The following is a 16013-nucleotide window of genomic DNA, read 5'->3' as shown; positions in this document are numbered from 1 at the left end:
CCTCAGCTGTTCTGGACCGCCGGCGTGAGGCCGGGCCGGTCGGTGGTGCCGTACGAGAGGTAGCCCCGCTGGGTGACGATGTGGTCGGCGACGTACCTGGCGTCGTGCCACACGCCCCAGATGAAGCTGGACCCGCGGCGGGACAGCCAGGGCAGGCCGAGGAAGTAGACACCGGGCTCCGAGGAGACTCCTCGCCGGTGGTCCGGCCTGCCCTTCTCGTCGAACGCGTCGGCCTGCAGCCAGCCGTAGTCGGTGGCGAAGCCCGTCGCCCACACGATCGAGGTGACACCGGCCGCGGCCAGGTCGAGCTCCAGGAGGGGGCTGCGCACGCACTCCGGGTCCGGCCCGAGGACATGCGCCTGCGGCTCCTCGGGGAGGTCGAGCCCGTTGCGCTCGACATACGCGTCGGCCGCCTTCAGGAACGCCAGGTACTTGTCGTCGCCGAGCGAGATGTTCGCGGCGAGGTCCGGCGCGAAGCGCAGGACGCCGTCCTCGTACGACGCGGTCATGCCGACCAGTTCGATGCCGGTGCCGGCCAGGGCACGGAAGTCCACGGTGTGGCCACCGCGGGCGCCGCTGACCGCGATGGTGACGTGTTCGGCACCCTGGGGGGGCGTCTGCGCGTCCCAGATCCCGAGCACGCCCAGCCACCAGCAGAAGTCACGTCCGCGGTACTGACGGGGAGGACGGTCGTGCGGGCCGACGGAGAGCAGGACCCGGCGGCCGGACCGGCGCAGCTCGTCGGCGATCTGGACCCCCGAGGAACCGGCGCCCACCACGAGGACCGCCCCCTCGGGCAGCTGCTGCGGATTGCGGTACCCGCTGGAGTGGATCTGCACGGGGACGGCGCCGTCCGGGACGACGGGCGGGATCACGGGCCGCTGGAACGGCCCCGTGGCGGCCACGACGAAGCGCGCGTCGATGGCTCCCTCCGAGGTCTCGACCCGGAAGCCGGGCCGGCCGGTCCGCTTGCGCACCGAGGTGACCTCGACACCGCACCGGACCGGGGCGCCGATCTTCTCGGCGTACGCGACGAGGTAGTCCGCGACCTGCTCCTTGGAGGCGAAACCGTCGGGATCGACGCCGGAGAACTCCAGATTCGGGAACCGGTCGTGCCAGGCGGGCCCGTTCGCCACCAGGGAGTCCCACCGCTCCGAGCGCCACCGCTCGGCGATACGGTGCCGCTCCAGGACGATGTGCGGTATGCCGTGGGCACCGAGGTGCTCACTCACCGCGATACCCGCCTGGCCCGCCCCGACGACGACCACTTCAGTTTCTTCACTGGGCACTTCAGCCTCCACTCAGGCGGTAGTCCATCCCGGCGTCGCGTTGACTGCGCTACCGCACGAGACATCCTTGAGCCCGACGGAAAACCTGTCCAACAGATGTTTCCGTTGAAGGTGATCTGATTCTTTGATTCAGAGGGCAGGTCACGGCGTCCGGGGCGCGCTCCAGGTAACCGCGGCCGTACCGGGCGGAGTCGGACAGGAACAGCAGATTTCACGGAGGGCCTCATCGAACCGGGGACAGGGGTGGGTCACGCCGGGCGGGCGGTGCGCGGACGGCGGTGGTGCCGCGGCGGGTGTGTCAGACGCCGGGGCGGCAGCCGGGCGGCGCGGCGCGGCGGCCCCCGGGGCGCGAGCGCGAGGGCGGACGCGGCGGTCCGGGACCCGCACTCGGGGCCGTCCGGGAAGCGCACCCCGGCCGTGTCCAGGCGGAGACTGCCGCAGGGCTCGGCGCCGGCTGTGACGACGGAACCACGCCGACCACCCCGCCGCCGCGTCGGTGGTCACCTCGCGTGACCCGCTGTCGGCGTGGCCCGGCCCCGGCCCCGCAGTCATCGGCCCGCCGCTGACGGACCGGCCAGACCCCGGCAGCGGATGACACCGCCCGGCCCGGGGTACCCAGCACCTTTGACCCGGAAGTGAGGAGGCAGCCATGGGAAAGCTCGGCAGGACGGCAGCCGTGACCACGGCGACCAAGCCCCTGTGGACCGCCAAGGCCGCGGTGAAGGCAGGGAAGACCGCCCCCGCCTGGTCCGCGAAGGCGGTACGCGTCCTGGGTGGCGAGGACGCCGTCGACGTGCTCACCCGCCAGCACCGGCAGATCAAGATCGGCTTCCTGCGAGCCGCTCTGCCCGGACCGCCGCGGCGCCGGAACTTCGACCGGCTCATGCGCCTGCTCGCCGTGCACGAAGCCGCTGAAGAGGCACATGTCCACCCGGTCGCACGCCGGGCCCTCGAGCACGGCCGCGAGCTGGCGGCCCGCCGCCGGCACGAGGAGAAGGAGGCCAAGGAACTGCTGGTGGCGCTCTGGCGCACCGGACCGGAAGGACGCGGATACCTGCGGCTGCTGAACCAGGCCCGGCGCGCGGTCGCCGGGCACGCGGCGCGCGAGGAGCGGGAGGAGTTCGCCGCCCTGCGCAAGGCGGTGAGCGCGACGCGGCTGCGGATGCTGGGCGCCGAGGTGAAACTCACCCAGGCCTACGCGCCGACCCGGCCGCACCGCTGGGTCAACAACGAGGCCACGAACAAGCTGGCCGCGCCCCTGCTCGGGCCCCTCGACCGGGCCCGCGACGCCGTCCGCCACCGCATGGCACGCTGACGCCCGGCCGCACCCCGCATCCCGCACCCCGGCACCGGCCTGACGACGGCGGCTTGGCGGCACCGCCATGAGTGACAGGAGGTACGGAGGGGACCCGGTCGAGAGAGTGCAGTGCGGACGCCGCCGATCCGAACCTCTCGGAGAACGGGGGACGGGGGGTGGCCGGAGCCTCCCTCACCGGACAGGACAGCAGCCCGGACGTGACGGTCGCGGGTCACCGCGGTGATCGCCACCCGCTGGACGAGGAGGTCCGGTTTGCTCAGTCCCCTCCTCGCCGTGCTGGCCGCCTTGGCGAACGCCCTGGCGTCCGCGCTTCAGCGCAAGGCCGCACGGGAGGAATCCACCACTCAGAACCTGCGCCTTCTGCTGGTGTGGCATCTGCTGCACCGGCCCGTGTGGCTCGGCGGAGTGCTGTCGCTGATCGCGGGTTTCCTGCTGCAGGCGGTCGCTCTGGGATCGGGACCGATCTCGCAGGTGCAGCCGCTGCTCACCCTGGACCTGCCGGCGGCACTGATCTCTCCGGATTCTTCTTCGGGAGCCGGCTGGGCCGCCGCGAGTGGGCGGCCTCGGCGGTCATGGCCGCGGGCGTGGCCGGGCTGCTGCTCGCGCTGGGGCCCGGTCAGGGCATGTCCTCGTCGGTCTCCTGGGCCGCCTGGCTGATCGGCGGAGGCACCAACGTGCTGCTGATCGCGGCCGGTGTCCTGTGGGCGCGCCGGGCGTCGGGCACCCGCCGGGCCGCACTGCTCGGAGTGACGACCGGATGCGCCTTCGGGCTGACCGCCGCACTCATCAAGGCAGTGACGAACACCTATTCCCACGGCCTGGCCGCTGTGTTCACCGGCTGGGAGCTGTGGTCCATGATCGCGGTCGGCGCGTGCGCGATGTTCCTGCTGCAGTCGGCGATGAACGCGGGCGGCCTGCTGGTCACCCAGCCCGGCCTGACCATGGCCGACCCCGTGATCGGCATCCTGTGGGGCGTGCTGGTCTTCCATGAGGAGGTGCGTGGCGGCCTGTTCATCCTGCTCGCCGTCGCGTGTGCCGCGGCGGCCGGTGCGGCCGTGATGACGCTGTCCCGCTCCCCGCTGCTCAGCGACGCGGCGGGCGGGCGGGAAGAGGCCGGTGAGGCCGATGAGGGCTCGGGCAGCGCCGCACGGCCACGGCCGGAGGGCACGGGGTGACGGGGCGCCCCGAGTGCTGTCCTGTCCGCCCCCGATCGGCGACCGGGGACTGGGGGGTCGGGCGCTCCGTCCGCATGTGGCAATGTCATCGGCATGTCGTGCCCCTTCTGCCGGCTCATCCGTGAAGACGGCGCCCAGTGGGTGGCCCGCGCGCCGTCCGCCCGCGCGTTCGCCCCCCTCAACCCGCTCGCTCCAGGGCACACCCTGGTGATACCGGCATCCCACCACGCCGATGTCTTCGACGCTCCCGCCGAACTCCTGGCCGAGACCGTCGAACTGGTCCGGCGCGTGGCCCACGCCATGCGCTCCGCGTTGCACGCGACCGGCGTGAACGTCCTCAACGCGAGTGGTCCGGGATCGGAGCAGTCGGTGCCGCATCTGCACTTCCACGTCGTCCCGCGGTGGCCGGACGACGGCATCTCCACCTGGCCGGCCGGGCGGTCCCGGCACCGGTTCGCCGGTGACCCCGCCACCGAACTCGCCCGCGCACTGGCCGCTGAGAAGCGCCCCGGGAGCTGAACCAGAACCGACCGTCCGTGCGCGCAACCACGGGGCCGTGGTCCGCCGGTCTCGCTCGCGGACGACGGGCAGGACCATCGAGGGCGCCCGCTGCTCGCGGGCGCCCCGCTCGGGTCTGCGGCCGGTGCGGGACCGATGAGGGCACCGGGGGAGGCCCGGGACCTCACGCGTGCCCTCCCGGGTCCTTACGGGCTGCCGCCGGGCGGGCAAGCGCCCGGACGGACCGGGCCCCACACCAGAACTAGTATTGGAAACAAACTAGTACCGATTTACGCCCACCTGTTCCAGGGAGTGTCATGTCCGGCAGCGAGAACCATGTGACCTTCAGGCACGGCCAGGAGTTCCTGGCCGCCATCTCGGAGCGCTGGAACTACCAGATCCTGCGCGAAGTGTTCTTCGGCGTCGGCCGGTTCGGCGAACTCAAGCGGGCGCTGGGCATCTCGGCGAACATTCTGACCGCGCGGCTCAACAGCCTGATCGAGCTGGGCCTGCTCACCAAGCGCGCATACCGCCAGGACAAGCCGTGGTACGAGTACCAGCTCACCGACAGCGCCCGGGAACTCGTCGTCCCCGCCATCGCGGCCGTCACACGCTGGGCCGAGGCCCATGCGAGCGACGGCGACGGCACGCGCCACCGGTTCCTGCACACCGTGTGTGACAGTCCGACCGATCCCTACCTCGCATGCAGCAACTGCCACCGGCCGGTCGAGGCGTCGACCCTGCGCCCCCTGCCCGCCGAGCAGGAGGGCACGGACACGGAGGGCGCGGGCTGACCGCTCCGTATCGGACGTGATCCGGACCACGGGCGCACTAGTAGCGTTTCAGAACTAGTTCGAATACGCTACTAGTCAGCGGCCGGGTCGCGCCGCGCTCCGACTCCTAGGGAGGACGACCATGCCGACCACTCCGAACCCGCTCGAAGGCACCACCGAGAGCCTCATCCCCACGTCGCTGGGCCTGATCAACGTACGCGTCGGCGGCCGCGCCGACGGCCGGCCCATGGTGTTCTGGCCGAGCCTGATGATGGACGGCACCATGTGGGAGTACCAGTACGAGCACTTCGCCCCGACGCACCGCGTCGTGCTCATCGACAGCCCCGGACACGGCAAGTCCGACGCGCTGCGGAAGATCATCGACCTGGAGGACTGCTCCACCGTCCTCGTCGAGATCCTCGACGCGCTCGGAATCGGCAAGTGTGTGCTGGTCGGCAACAGTTGGGGCGGCATGCTCGCCGGCGTCTTCCCGGCCTACCACCCCGAGCGGACCGCGGCCGCGGTCGGCATCAACTGCACCGCCTCGCTGCCCACGACGTTCGAGAGCATCTGGGCCACCGCTCTGGCCGCGTTCCTGTCGCTGAACTCGACGATGCCCGCGCTTGCCGCCAACGCCGCGCGCCGCGCGTTCGCCGGGCCGAGTGCGGAGGCCTCGAACCCCGAGTTCGTCGAGTTCACCAAGGTCGTCCTCCGTGACGACCCGAAGTCCGTGGCCTGGGCACTGCGCAGCATCCTGATCGGCCGCAAGGACGAACACCGCCGCCTCGGCACCATCGAGGGCGTGCCCGTCCTGATCATCGCCGGTGAGGAGGACAGCCAGTTCCCCGTGCATGTGGTCCGCAAGATGGCCGACGCCATCCCGGACAGCGCCTTCCGCGTCCTCCGGCACACCGCCCACCTCGCCGCGCGCGAGAACCCCGCTGCGGTCAACGCCGAGATCGATGCCTTTCTCGCCGCCCTGCCCACCGCGGCCTGACCACGACGGAGTGAACTACGCCATGGCGAACACGGCACACCCGACGAACGTCCCCGCCTGGGTCCTGAAGTTCATGGACGCCATCGACACCCTGTCGTTCGACGAAGGCTTCGCACCGCTCACCGACGACACCGACCTGTACTTCGGCACCGCGCACATCCACGGGGTCGAAGCCATCAAGGCGTTTTTCGTCAAGATCGACGAGCCGTTGCACATCACTCACGAGGTACTGGAGTTCTGGACCGCGGACAACGGCGTCAGGCTGCTGCGCGGCGAGGCGACGATGGCCAGGAAGAGCGAACCGGAGCGCGTCGTCCGCGCCCCGTTCACCCATGTCTTCTACCTCGCGGAGGGCGAGGAACCGCTCCGCGTGCGCGAACTGCGCATCACCGCGGGCCCGCTGGAGACCCATGCGGTCATGTGACTTCCTCCGGCACGCAGGGCCCCGTCCTGCGACCGTGAAGAGGGCGGTGTCCCGGAGGACACTTGCCCGTCTTCCGCCGGTCGACCGCGGCGGACCGGTCGCGGCTCCCCTCTTTCGCGCGCAGGTGGAACCGTCCGCGCACGCGCGGGCCGTCGGCGGAGCGCGCCCGAAGGCGCGATGTCCTTCGGGCGCGCGGCAGGGGTTCCGGTTCAGGCGTTGTAGCCACCGTGGGCGTCCAGCACCGCGCCCGTGATGTACGACGCGGCGGGGCTCGCAAGAAAGGCGATCGCCGCGGCGATTTCGTCGGGGTGACCCATGCGTTGCAGGGACAGCGAGCTGATCAGGGCCTTGAGGGTCTCGGGGTCCGGCCCTTCCATGCCGCCCTCCATCAGTCCGGCCTCCACGACGTTGGCCGTGATGTTCCGGGGCCCGAGGTCCCGCGCGACCCCCATCGTGTACCTCTCGATCCCTGACTTGGTCGCCGAGTAGTCGGCGAGGCCCGGGGCGCCGACCCGGGAGCCCAGTCCCGAACTCACCGTGATGATGCGGCCGCCCGCGCGCAGCACTCGGGAGGCGGCCCGGATGACGGCGATCACGCCGAGGTAGTTGGTCGCGTGCATCCGGTCCAGCGCGGCGGTGTCGGCGTCGGGGTCGTCCACCCTGCGGCCCTGCTCCACCGAGATCGCCGCGTTGTTGACGAGGATGTCCAGGCCGCCGAAGTGCGCGACCACGTCGTCGATCAGCGCCGGCGCCCGGCTCGTGTCCGCCTGGTCGGACTTGAAGGCGACGGCCTTCGCTCCCTTGCCGTGCACCTCGTCGACGACAGCCTGCGCCTGCTTCTCGGAGCTGACATAGGTGAAGGCGACGTCGGCGCCCTGCTCGGCCAGCAGTCGCACGGTCGCGGCGCCCAGTCCCCGCGACCCCCCGGTGACGAGGGCGACCTTGCCCGTGAGTGGCTTGCTCATTCTTCTCACCTCGTTGATTGACCCTTCGCGGCAGTCGCAACGTTAATTGTTACGACAGCTTGATGCAACCTTCGCTGTTACGACTGTGCTGCCGTAGCATGAAGCGTCGCGGCTGAGGAGGGGTCCATGAGTGCCAACAGCAGGCTGACCATTGCCGCCCACGCGCTGACCTGGATCGGTCTCTACCAGCGCCAGGGCCATGAGGTCGCCACCTCCGAACAGATCGCGACCAGCGCGAACACCAACCCCGTGGTGATCAGGCGTCTGCTCGGCGAACTGCGCAGGGCCGGGCTCGTGGAATCCCGCAGAGGCGTGGGCGCGGGCTGGTCGCTGGCGCGTGAGCTGGGGGCGATGACCCTGCTCGACGTGTACGAGGCAGTGGAACCCGGCCCGCTGTTCGCGATGCACCGCACCACCCCGGACCAAGGATGCGTGGTGGGTCACGGCATCCAGCCGGCGATGCAGGGCATCTACGAGGGAATCGAGGAGACCCTGAGACGCGAGCTGGCCCGCGTCACGCTCGAGAACGTACTCCAGGACGTACTCGCGGCACCCCGTCGGCCTCCCGTCAAACCCTGACCTCACCCTGGCCCGCCGACTCCGGCCGCACAAGGCGGTCCTTGCGCGGCGCCGCCGGGGGCGGCACGCGGTGGCGCCGTCGGGGAGCGCCCCGAGGGGCCCGCGGAGCCGGCGCGGAGCAGCCGGGTCGGGGCGGGCGCGAGACAGGCCGCTGCCGCGGCCGCATCCGGAACCCCGGACATCAGGGGCGCCCGGCACGCGACGCCTGGCCCGCGTGCTCGCGGCGGTGCCGGAAGGTCCTCGTGGTCTTGTCCGCCGCCTGCTGTCAGCCGCCCCACACCGACCAGGGCGCCGATCCGTGTACGGACGCCAGGACGCCCAGCACGGCCAGGTCTGCGATGCCGAGGCCCAGTCCGAGCAGGGCGCGGAAGCGGCGGGGTGTGCCCCGGCGGAGCGCGACGAGGGCCAGGACGATCGCGATCGGGCCCAGGAGGACGTTGAGGACGAGCAGTCCGACGAGGCCGAGCACGAAGGAGGCCACCGCCATGCCCTCGGTGTCCCGACGGCCCGTCGCGTGGGAGGCAGGTGCGGTCAGCCTCATGCGCGGACCCTCCTCGGGTCGTGCCGGCGCCTGCGCTCGCGCACGGTGAAGACCGCGAGCCAGACGAGGATGACCGCTGCGAGGACCAGGGTGACGGGCCACGGGAGATAGGCGGCCGCTCCCACCAGGAGCCCCAGCAGGAGCAGCGCGACGACCAGGAAGAGCATGCTCACCTCCCCCGACGGGGGCGGTCGCACGGCGGATGCGCGCCCGGTGACGGTGAGTCCGATGGCTTCCTCGGCCGCTTGATCAACGCGTTCATGACACTCAAGTGCCCGCGCGGCGCATCCTCACGCCGGATACGGTGGCACGACCGGCCTGCCGGGCCGCCGAGTCGACGGGCCTAGTGCGGGACGCCGCGGCGGCGGCGAGGGGCGTGCCGTACGCCCGGGCGAGGACGCCCGGGCGAGCGTACGGACCGTCCTGAACGGCTCGCTGGGCCGACGTACCGTGCCGACGCCCACGAACGCGTCGTCCAGGTACGCGACGACGCCGTCGGCATGCGCGGTTGCGAGGCGGACGCCGGGTGCGGACGCCGGACTCGCCCTTTCTGCTGCGCAACCTGGTGAAGGCCCAGGCGATGATCCCCAACTCGGTGGACGTCTCCAAGGCCAGGATCAGTACGGTCGAGAGCCCCTGACCCCGCGGCGGCGACGGCGCAGGACCGGGCATCCGTCTCATGTGGCGGGCCCGTGCCGGCAGGGTCTTCTGGTGCTCCGGGCCGACATGGGTCTCGTCGTCGCCGGTCGGCAAGATGCGACCGCTCGCCGCCTGGGCGTGAGCGTGATCGGCCGCCCGGCTTCGCCCACTTCTCAGGACAGCGTCCATCAAGGAGTTCGGGCCGCCGGGAGCGGGCAGCGGGCCGTGGATGTCCACCAGTTGTGACGGCGCCACCGCGCGCGCCTGCCCGTGCCGGCTGAGTCAGCTCATGCGAAGGCTGACCGTGCGGCCGCGTCGAACTGCACGTACTCGATGGTCGCGCCTCCGGGGTGCCGCACGGTCAGGTTCCGGCCGGTGGGCACCTCGTTGGGACCGTCGAGGACTTCTCCGCCGTGTTGCTCGGTGATGCTCAGGACCTGGTCGACGGAATCGACGATCGCGGTGGCGTGGGTGCCGCGATAGGGGGCCAGGGCTTCTTCCGAACCTGCCAGCAGCAGATAGCCGCCCACGCTCGCGAGGTTCAGACCGCGGTAGGTGAAGCGCAGCCGGGGCTGCTCTCCGGTCAGCTCGACGAAGGTCGGCAGTGCTACGTCCAGGTCGTCGACGTAGACGCGGGCAAGGGTGGCGAGCACCGTCACGGTCATCTCCTAGATCATTTCGATTTTCCCGAAACATCGAAGCGATCTGCATACTACGGGTGTGACGGGGGCGAAGACGAGGAGGACCGGTGCAACAGCCCGACCGTGCGGACCTGGACCTGGCTGTGGTGCTCCATGCCCTGGGCGATCCGGTCAGGCTGGCACTGGTCCGCCGGATGGCCGAGGACGGTGAGAGCGCGTGCAGCCCCGACGGCGTGGACGTGCCCAGATCGACGCTGTCCAATCATTGGCGGATCCTGCGCGAAGCCGGGATCACGCGGACGCGGCGGATCGGAAAGGCACGCCTGATGGCTCTGCGCCGCGCCGAACTCGACACCCGCTTCCCGGGTCTCCTCGCCGCCGTGTTGGCCGAAGGCGGACGAAGAGTGCCGTAGCCGCGTCGTCCGCCGCCCCGCCGGTGGAACGCGGCCCGGCAGGCGCCGCTTCCAGGTCATCCGGCAGCAGCGTGCTGGTCGGCGCGGGCTCGGTGCCGGCGAGACGGTAGGAGCCGGTGCCGGTCTCCCTGACGGCGCCGGACTGCTGCGCCCTCGCCCGCCACGAGCGCGACCTCCTGCGCCGTGTCTTCCTCGAATCACGAGGAGGGGAGCGGTGGTGGTGCAGCCGGTCCGGCATGGAGATCGCCGGCCGTACCGCGGCCCGGCATCTGCGGGCCGCCGGCCGCGCGTACCGGAGTGTGTCCCTGGCAGACGTCGGCTCGGATGGCCCTGGCCTGGTATGTGGCCTTGGGTGTTTGTCCGCGCCGAGTTCGCGGGCCGGCCCGCGCGCGGGGTCGATCTGGCGATAGCGTGATCCTCATGACGGCTGAGGACGAGGCGCTGGCCGGCGGGATGATGAACGCGGGGGCGGTCTTCCGCCGGGGGCGGTCGGTGGACCGTCCGGCACCGCCCAACGCGCCCGCCCTGCACGCCTATCTCCTGGCGCTGGAGGAACACGGTTTCGACGCTGCGCCGGCCCCCGTCGGTCTCACCGCCGACGGCCGCGAGCAGTTGACCTTCATCCCGGGCGACGTGGCTCTGCCGCCGTACCCGCACTGGGCAATGACCAAGGGTGCCCTTGAATCGGTGGGGAGTCTGCTGCGGCGCCTGCATGAGACCAGCGCGGCGGTGGCGGTCGACCTCCATGCCGAGTGGCCTGGGGATCTGGCCGACCCGGAGGGGGGAACGATGCTGTGCCACAACGACGTATGCCCGGACAACGTCGTCTTCCGCGACGGCCGTGCCGCCGCCCTGATCGATTTCGACCTCGCGGCCCCGGGCCGTCCCCTGTGGGACGTGGCCATGTGCGCCCGCTATTGGGTGCCCGTGCTGGATCCCGGATCCGCGGCCGCTGTCCACCCCCGCGGGCTGGACGCGCCCGCACGGCTGCGGATCCTCGCCGACAGCTACGGCCTCTCGGCGGGGGACCGCGCCGACCTGCCCAGCGTCATCGAACAGGCCACGGAGGTCTGCCGGACCTTCGTCGCCCGCCGCGTGGCCGACGGTGACCCTGGCTATCTCCAGGCGTTGGCCGAGCGTGGCGGATGGGAGCGCTGGGACCGCTTGCAGACATGGCTCGCCGACCACCGCAAGACGTTCACGGCCGCACTGCTGAACTGACCGGTTCGCACGTTCGGCATGCGAAGTGATCTGCCAGCGCAGGCTGAGGGCCCATTGTGCGCGGCCGTTCGGCGGTGAGCTCGTGGGCGGGGCGCCGGGTGTCGCCGATGACGGTGCCGAGCTGAGCTTGATCTGCGTTCCGTCGGGAGGACTTCCACCGCCTTGCGGGTGTCCCTGGGTGCGGTGCCGTCCCGCTCGCGGAACTGCCGCGCCGCTGCCAGGCTGACCGCGCGTGCCGCCTCCCGCCGTGCCGCCGCCCGAGTTCACGCCCGGGCCTGCGGCCCCAGTGACTCTGACAGGTACTGCTGCACGGGCATCAGCCGGTTCCACCCCGTGCACTACGCCGCCGTCCACGCTCCGATGTCTTCGCCCTGCACGATGACCTTCCCTGCGGCGGTCGTCGGCGGTCTCCTGCCCCCAACCCGTGATCTGGAGCGCCCATAGGGACGTGCACGAGCAGATTTGCGACATCACCCTTCCGGACAGCGCTGATGTCGCAGATCTGCCAGCCTGTGCCCCGCTCCGCCTGTTGAACTGATCGCGCATCAGCACACACATCACAGGACGGATTCCATGGCTGCATCCACCACCGCCACCAGGCGCGCCCCCGGCGGGACCGATTCACCGCCCCGCTCCGCGGTGATCGGATGGCTGGCCGTCGTCGCGGTCATGCTGGGCATCTTCTCCATCGTCACCACAGAGATCCTCCCCATCGGACTTCTGACCAGGATCGGCGCCGACTTCACCATCTCCGACGGCATGGCCGGACTGATGATGACCATGCCCGGTTTCCTCGCGGCGATCGCCGCCCCCGTCGTCACCCTCGCGACCGCGCGGATCGACCGCCGCCTGATGCTGTGCGTCTTCATGGTCATGCTCGCCGCAGCCAACTTCCTGGCGGCAGCAGCCCCCGACTACTGGCTGGTTCTGGTCTCCCGCGTCGTCGTCGGCATCGTGATCGGCGGCTTCTGGTCCATCGGCACCTCACTGGCCGAACGCCTGGTGCCCGCCGGATCAGTCGGCCGAGCCACAGCGGTGATCTTCTCCGCAGTACCCTTGGGCTCCGTGCTCGGAGTGCCGGCCGGCACACTCGTCGGCGACCTGGCCGGATGGCGCACCGCATTCATCGCCATGGGCGGCCTCACCGTCGCCGTCCTGGTCATGCTGCTGGTCGTCACGCCGTCACTGCCACCTCACCAGACCACCCGCCTGCGCGTGCTGCGCGGCATGCTCAGCAGCATTGCCACCCGATTCGCACTGCTCCTGACCGTGCTGGTCGTGCTGGCCCACTTCGGCGCGTACACCTACGTCACACCGTTCCTCGAGCAGGTCACCGACGTCAGCTCCGGGCTCATCACCGCTTTCCTGCTCATCTACGGAGCAGCGGGCCTCCTCGGTAACTTCCTGGGCGGTTCCCTGGTCGCGCGCCACCCCCGGGCCACCTTCGCCACCGCCGCCGGCGGGATTGCCGCCGCCACCGCGCTCCTGCCCGTTCTGGGGCATGGGAATGCGGGAACGATCGTCCTCCTCATCGTCTGGGGCGTGGCATACGGGGCAGTCCCTGTCTGTTCCCAGACGTGGTTCGTCAAGGCGAGTCCCGACACCCCCGAAGCTGCTTCCGTCATGTTCACCGCGTCGTTCCAGGCCACGATCTCCCTGGGCGCTCTGACCGGTGGACTCGTCGTCGACGCCGGCTCACCCTCGACGGCCATGACCCTGGGTGGCGTGACAGCCGCCCTCATGGTCGGTGCCGTAGGGGTCCACTACGCCCGACGCCTGGCATGGCCGGACAACGCCTGACCCGCCCCGGGCCTTCCTGAAGACCTGGTACACCCGGGCCTTGCCGCCTGGCGAACGGTCCGAACGGCCGGTTGCGGACTCGGTCCCCGGACCTCGGCCCTGGACACGGGTCATGCGCCTGCGGCCGGCGTTGTTGCTGTTGTTCGGAGTGCTCGCGCGTGGGCGGGCGGGCTGTGGTGGCGGTTCCGCGTAGTCGCTGTCGAGGCGGTGCGTCGAGTCCAGGCCGGCGCCCGGGAGCTACCGCACCATCACGGGCTGCGCGGCTGCAGCCGCTGTGTGATCCGGTTGAACAGGTCCGTCAGCGGCTCGCTGACGTACCGGCCGAACTCGGTCAGCCCGTAGGTGACCTGGGGCGGCGTCGTCGGCTCCACCTCCCGCCGGACCAGGCCGTCCTGGACCAGCGCGCGCAGGGTCTGGGTGAGCATCTTCTCGCTGATGCCCTGGATGCTGTTGCGCAGCTCGTAGAACCGAAGGTCGTCGCTCCGCAAGGAGATCAGCACCCAGACACCCCACCTGCTGGTCACGTGGTCGACCATGTCGCGTGCGGGGCAGTCAGTGTGAAACACCTCATACCGGTGGCCCGCCTCGGCCTGCGTCAGCTGCGCACCTTCCTTCATGTTCGGAGCTTACCCCTAGGTATGTCCTTACGAAAAGTAACAACGCCTCCTAGTGTCGATCACCGCAGTTCACAACTGACCTGGAGTTGAAGATGATCGTGGTGACCGGAGCCACCGGGAATGTGGGCCGACCTTTGACGCAGGCCCTGGCTGACGCGGGCGAGCAGGTGACGGCGGTGTCGCGGCACGCGGAAACGATGCCGGACGGAGTCCGGCATGTGACGGCCGACCTCGCCGAGCCGTCAAGCCTCGCACCCGCCCTGGAGGGGGCGAAGACACTGTTCCTCCTGCTGTCCGGCGACCTGCACGCCCCCGAAGCAAGCCCGGCCGACATCATCGGCCTCGCCGCCGCCGGCGGGGTCCGCCGGCTCGTCCTGCTGTCTTCGCAGGGCGTGGCGACCAGGCCGCTCGGCCCGTCGAGGGTCGCGATGCGCGCGGTGGAGGACGCCCTGCGGAAGTCCGGCCTGGACTGGGCCGTCCTGCGTCCGGGCGGCTTCGCCTCCAACGCACTGGCCTGGGCGGAGTCCGTCCGCACGCGAAAGACGGTCGCCGCGCCCTTCGGTGACGTCGGGGTGCCGGTCGTCGATCCGGCGGACATCGCCGAGGTCGCGGCGGCCTGTCTGCTGGACGACCGGCACACCGGCAAGGTGTACGAGCTGACCGGCCCGGAGGTGATCACACCACGTCAGCAAGCGGAGACGATCGCCGCCGCACTCGGCTCGCCCGTGTCGTTCCACGAACTCACCCGCGACGAAGCCAAGGCCATGATGACCCGGTTCGTACCGGCCCAACTCGCCGACGACACCTTGGACATCACCTCCGCCCCGAACGCGGCCGAACTGCGGATCAGCCCGGACGTGGAGCGAGTCCTCGGCCGCGCCCCGCGTTCCTTCGACAGCTGGGTCGCCCGCAACATCGCTGTTTTCCGCTGAGGCACGACTCGACTGAAGCATTCTGGCGACCCTCGTGCAGCTCCGGCTGTGCGAGGCCTCGTCCACCTCTGCATGTGTCTGTTCCATGGAGTGGTGGAGCCAGGACCGCGCGGCGGGCAACGTCCTCGGCGCCGGACGGTTCCCATGCCTTGCAGCCGTGGCTGCTGCCGTTGCGGTTGCGGGGCGGCGGCCCGACGGCGACGACAAGGCGGCTGTCGGCGTCGACGACGACCGGGTGGCAGGGGAGCACCGGCAGTTCTTCGACTGCTCGCGCCGCGACGATGCGGACACAGGCGGGCAGCAGGATTCCGTCCACGATCAGTACGGTCTCCTTGCGCAACCGTCTGCGCGGCCGGAGCGTCAGCGACGGCCCGAAGTGGTCGATGATGCGGTCGGCCGCGGATCCCGAGACGCCGAACAGCGGTGCCGGCTGACTTGGCGTCAGGCGTGCCCTCTGGTATGCGGTGACCAGCAGCACCCGGTCCTCCAGCAGCAGGATGTACGGCGGCCCCTCACGGACCCGATCCGCGCCCTCGCGCCGTAACTCGGTGATCGGCTTGCCGGACTGACGCGGGCTGATCCCGGTGAACGAGACTGTCCAGGACGGCCCGGACGCCGTGATCACACCAGTCACAGCGAGATCGTCTCGAAGACCGACGGCATGGCACGATGACCGTCATGTCAGGTCAGGTCTGGGTGTCACTCATATCGCTGGGCGGCGTTGTCCTCGGTGGCTCGTTGTCCTACCTCGTCCAGCACAGGACTCAGCTCTCGGCGGAACGCGCTGAACAGCAACGCCAGAAGATCGCCCTGTCGGAGGCCCGGCGCGGTGAACGGCTGGCGCTGCTGGAGCGGTTCATCGAGGTGTCGGCGGAGGCCGAACGCTGCGCCTACACCCGGCCGCCCGAGTGGGATGACACCCACGCTTGGTACCTCACGACCCGGGAAGTCATGGCCAGGTTCTGGGTCGCGGACCGGCTCATCCGCATCCAATTCCCCCTGCCCGTGCACGACGCCGCACACGCGCACTTCCTCGACCTCAACCGGACGGTGTGGGAAGGCCTGCCCGACGGCGAGAGCGTGCGGGACTACTTGGAGGGCAACCGGCTGGCGTTTCTGGACGCGGCCCGCGCGGTCATGGGATAGCACAGCGCCGGCCTCACCACGTGAGCGGCACCGTGTCCCCGCCCG

At 70.7% G+C, this 16013-nt stretch carries 19 protein-coding genes; 13 read left to right on the top strand and 6 right to left on the bottom strand.

The features are described 5' to 3' along the window. Positions 1–2 precede the first annotated feature (2 nt). Positions 3–1289 (bottom strand): flavin-containing monooxygenase, encoded by a 1287-nt coding sequence (locus IG64_RS11835; protein ID WP_037854862.1) that lies wholly within the window; start codon positions 1287–1289, stop codon positions 3–5. 649 nt (positions 1290–1938) lie between these two features. Here IG64_RS11835 and IG64_RS42110 point away from each other — a divergent pair. The 6 genes from IG64_RS42110 (at position 1939) to IG64_RS11805 (ending at position 6474) form a co-directional block, all read left to right on the top strand. Beyond that, a complete protein-coding gene (locus IG64_RS42110) occupies positions 1939–2604 on the top strand; it encodes a hemerythrin domain-containing protein (protein ID WP_234438478.1) in 666 nt (221 codons plus the stop codon). Between the two features lie 71 nt (positions 2605–2675). Next, entirely contained in the window at positions 2676–3782 is a 1107-nt protein-coding gene (locus IG64_RS40325) for a DMT family transporter (RefSeq protein WP_324609569.1), read from the top strand. Positions 3783–3875: 93 nt separating this feature from the next. Then, positions 3876–4301 carry an HIT family protein gene (locus IG64_RS11820; protein WP_037854859.1) on the top strand — a complete coding sequence of 142 codons (426 nt, stop codon included), beginning with the start codon at positions 3876–3878 and terminating at the stop codon, positions 4299–4301. A 296-nt stretch (positions 4302–4597) separates the two neighbouring features. Beyond that, positions 4598–5074 carry a winged helix-turn-helix transcriptional regulator gene (locus IG64_RS11815; protein ID WP_037854857.1) on the top strand — a complete coding sequence of 159 codons (477 nt, stop codon included), beginning with the start codon at positions 4598–4600 and terminating at the stop codon, positions 5072–5074. 121 nt (positions 5075–5195) lie between these two features. Beyond that, positions 5196–6050, top strand: coding sequence for an alpha/beta fold hydrolase (locus IG64_RS11810; protein WP_037854855.1), 855 nt, complete (start codon positions 5196–5198; stop codon positions 6048–6050). 22 nt (positions 6051–6072) lie between these two features. After that, positions 6073–6474, top strand: a complete 402-nt coding sequence (locus tag IG64_RS11805) for a nuclear transport factor 2 family protein (protein ID WP_037854854.1) — start codon at positions 6073–6075, stop codon at positions 6472–6474. Between the two features lie 209 nt (positions 6475–6683). Here IG64_RS11805 and IG64_RS11800 read toward each other — a convergent pair whose 3' ends face one another. Further along, the gene (locus tag IG64_RS11800; protein ID WP_037854852.1) at positions 6684–7439 is read right to left on the bottom strand and encodes an SDR family NAD(P)-dependent oxidoreductase; all 756 of its coding nucleotides are present in this window, start codon (positions 7437–7439) and stop codon (positions 6684–6686) included. Between the two features lie 126 nt (positions 7440–7565). Here IG64_RS11800 and IG64_RS11795 point away from each other — a divergent pair, with 126 nt between their 5' ends. Next, positions 7566–8018, top strand: a complete 453-nt coding sequence (locus IG64_RS11795) for an Rrf2 family transcriptional regulator (RefSeq protein WP_037854850.1) — start codon at positions 7566–7568, stop codon at positions 8016–8018. Positions 8019–8283: 265 nt separating this feature from the next. Here the strand turns inward: IG64_RS11795 and IG64_RS11790 are convergent, their stop codons facing one another. The 3 genes from IG64_RS11790 to IG64_RS11775 all read right to left on the bottom strand — a co-directional run bounded on the left by IG64_RS11790 (position 8284) and on the right by IG64_RS11775 (position 9863). After that, positions 8284–8559: a hypothetical protein gene (locus IG64_RS11790; protein WP_037854849.1), complete on the bottom strand. Its 276-nt coding sequence runs from the start codon at positions 8557–8559 to the stop codon at positions 8284–8286. Beyond that, complete coding sequence (locus IG64_RS41125; protein ID WP_158771542.1) at positions 8556–8732, bottom strand: hypothetical protein; 177 nt, start codon at positions 8730–8732, stop codon at positions 8556–8558. The genes IG64_RS11790 and IG64_RS41125 overlap by 4 nt, the downstream gene beginning before the upstream one ends. Positions 8733–9485: 753 nt before the next feature. Then, entirely contained in the window at positions 9486–9863 is a 378-nt protein-coding gene (locus IG64_RS11775; RefSeq protein WP_234438477.1) for a VOC family protein, read from the bottom strand. Positions 9864–9946: 83 nt separating this feature from the next. Here IG64_RS11775 and IG64_RS11770 point away from each other — a divergent pair, with 83 nt between their 5' ends. The 3 genes from IG64_RS11770 (at position 9947) to IG64_RS11760 (ending at position 13273) form a co-directional block, all read left to right on the top strand. Beyond that, the gene (locus IG64_RS11770) at positions 9947–10252 is read left to right on the top strand and encodes an ArsR/SmtB family transcription factor (RefSeq protein ID WP_037854844.1); all 306 of its coding nucleotides are present in this window, start codon (positions 9947–9949) and stop codon (positions 10250–10252) included. A gap of 420 nt (positions 10253–10672) precedes the next feature. Further along, positions 10673–11473 (top strand): aminoglycoside phosphotransferase family protein, encoded by an 801-nt coding sequence (locus tag IG64_RS11765; protein WP_037854843.1) that lies wholly within the window; start codon positions 10673–10675, stop codon positions 11471–11473. 573 nt (positions 11474–12046) lie between these two features. Further along, positions 12047–13273, top strand: a complete 1227-nt coding sequence (locus IG64_RS11760) for an MFS transporter (protein WP_199811571.1) — start codon at positions 12047–12049, stop codon at positions 13271–13273. A 248-nt stretch (positions 13274–13521) separates the two neighbouring features. Here IG64_RS11760 and IG64_RS11755 read toward each other — a convergent pair whose 3' ends face one another. Then, entirely contained in the window at positions 13522–13890 is a 369-nt protein-coding gene (locus tag IG64_RS11755; protein ID WP_037854842.1) for a winged helix-turn-helix transcriptional regulator, read from the bottom strand. 92 nt (positions 13891–13982) lie between these two features. Between IG64_RS11755 and IG64_RS11750 the strand changes: the two genes are divergently transcribed. The 3 genes from IG64_RS11750 (at position 13983) to IG64_RS11740 (ending at position 15968) form a co-directional block, all read left to right on the top strand. After that, complete coding sequence (locus IG64_RS11750; RefSeq protein ID WP_037854840.1) at positions 13983–14822, top strand: SDR family oxidoreductase; 840 nt, start codon at positions 13983–13985, stop codon at positions 14820–14822. A gap of 85 nt (positions 14823–14907) precedes the next feature. Next, complete coding sequence (locus tag IG64_RS43240; protein ID WP_037854839.1) at positions 14908–15366, top strand: hypothetical protein; 459 nt, start codon at positions 14908–14910, stop codon at positions 15364–15366. 125 nt (positions 15367–15491) lie between these two features. Further along, positions 15492–15968 (top strand): hypothetical protein, encoded by a 477-nt coding sequence (locus IG64_RS11740; protein ID WP_037854838.1) that lies wholly within the window; start codon positions 15492–15494, stop codon positions 15966–15968. Positions 15969–16013: the final 45 nt, after the last annotated feature.

The sequence above is a fragment of the Streptomyces sp. NRRL S-340 genome, from assembly GCF_000720185.1.
Lineage (GTDB): Bacteria > Actinomycetota > Actinomycetes > Streptomycetales > Streptomycetaceae > Streptomyces.
This window is presented reverse-complemented; position numbering and strand designations above follow the sequence as displayed.

Excerpts from the sequence above, each read along its gene's own strand:
- IG64_RS42110 (WP_234438478.1), top strand. The coding sequence starts at position 1,939 with ATGGGAAAGCTCGGCAGGACGGCAGCCGTGACCACGGCGACCAAGCCC.
- IG64_RS11815 (WP_037854857.1), top strand. The coding sequence starts at position 4,598 with ATGTCCGGCAGCGAGAACCATGTGACCTTCAGGCACGGCCAGGAGTTC.
- IG64_RS11800 (WP_037854852.1), bottom strand. The coding sequence starts at position 7,439 with ATGAGCAAGCCACTCACGGGCAAGGTCGCCCTCGTCACCGGGGGGTCG.
- IG64_RS11820 (WP_037854859.1), top strand. The coding sequence starts at position 3,876 with ATGTCGTGCCCCTTCTGCCGGCTCATCCGTGAAGACGGCGCCCAGTGG.
- IG64_RS11760 (WP_199811571.1), top strand. The coding sequence starts at position 12,047 with ATGGCTGCATCCACCACCGCCACCAGGCGCGCCCCCGGCGGGACCGAT.
- IG64_RS11790 (WP_037854849.1), bottom strand. The coding sequence starts at position 8,559 with ATGAGGCTGACCGCACCTGCCTCCCACGCGACGGGCCGTCGGGACACC.
- IG64_RS43240 (WP_037854839.1), top strand. The coding sequence starts at position 14,908 with ATGGAGTGGTGGAGCCAGGACCGCGCGGCGGGCAACGTCCTCGGCGCC.
- IG64_RS11805 (WP_037854854.1), top strand. The coding sequence starts at position 6,073 with ATGGCGAACACGGCACACCCGACGAACGTCCCCGCCTGGGTCCTGAAG.
- IG64_RS11755 (WP_037854842.1), bottom strand. The coding sequence starts at position 13,890 with ATGAAGGAAGGTGCGCAGCTGACGCAGGCCGAGGCGGGCCACCGGTAT.
- IG64_RS11810 (WP_037854855.1), top strand. The coding sequence starts at position 5,196 with ATGCCGACCACTCCGAACCCGCTCGAAGGCACCACCGAGAGCCTCATC.
- IG64_RS11740 (WP_037854838.1), top strand. The coding sequence starts at position 15,492 with ATGACCGTCATGTCAGGTCAGGTCTGGGTGTCACTCATATCGCTGGGC.
- IG64_RS11750 (WP_037854840.1), top strand. The coding sequence starts at position 13,983 with ATGATCGTGGTGACCGGAGCCACCGGGAATGTGGGCCGACCTTTGACG.
- IG64_RS11775 (WP_234438477.1), bottom strand. The coding sequence starts at position 9,863 with ATGACCGTGACGGTGCTCGCCACCCTTGCCCGCGTCTACGTCGACGAC.
- IG64_RS11765 (WP_037854843.1), top strand. The coding sequence starts at position 10,673 with ATGACGGCTGAGGACGAGGCGCTGGCCGGCGGGATGATGAACGCGGGG.
- IG64_RS11795 (WP_037854850.1), top strand. The coding sequence starts at position 7,566 with ATGAGTGCCAACAGCAGGCTGACCATTGCCGCCCACGCGCTGACCTGG.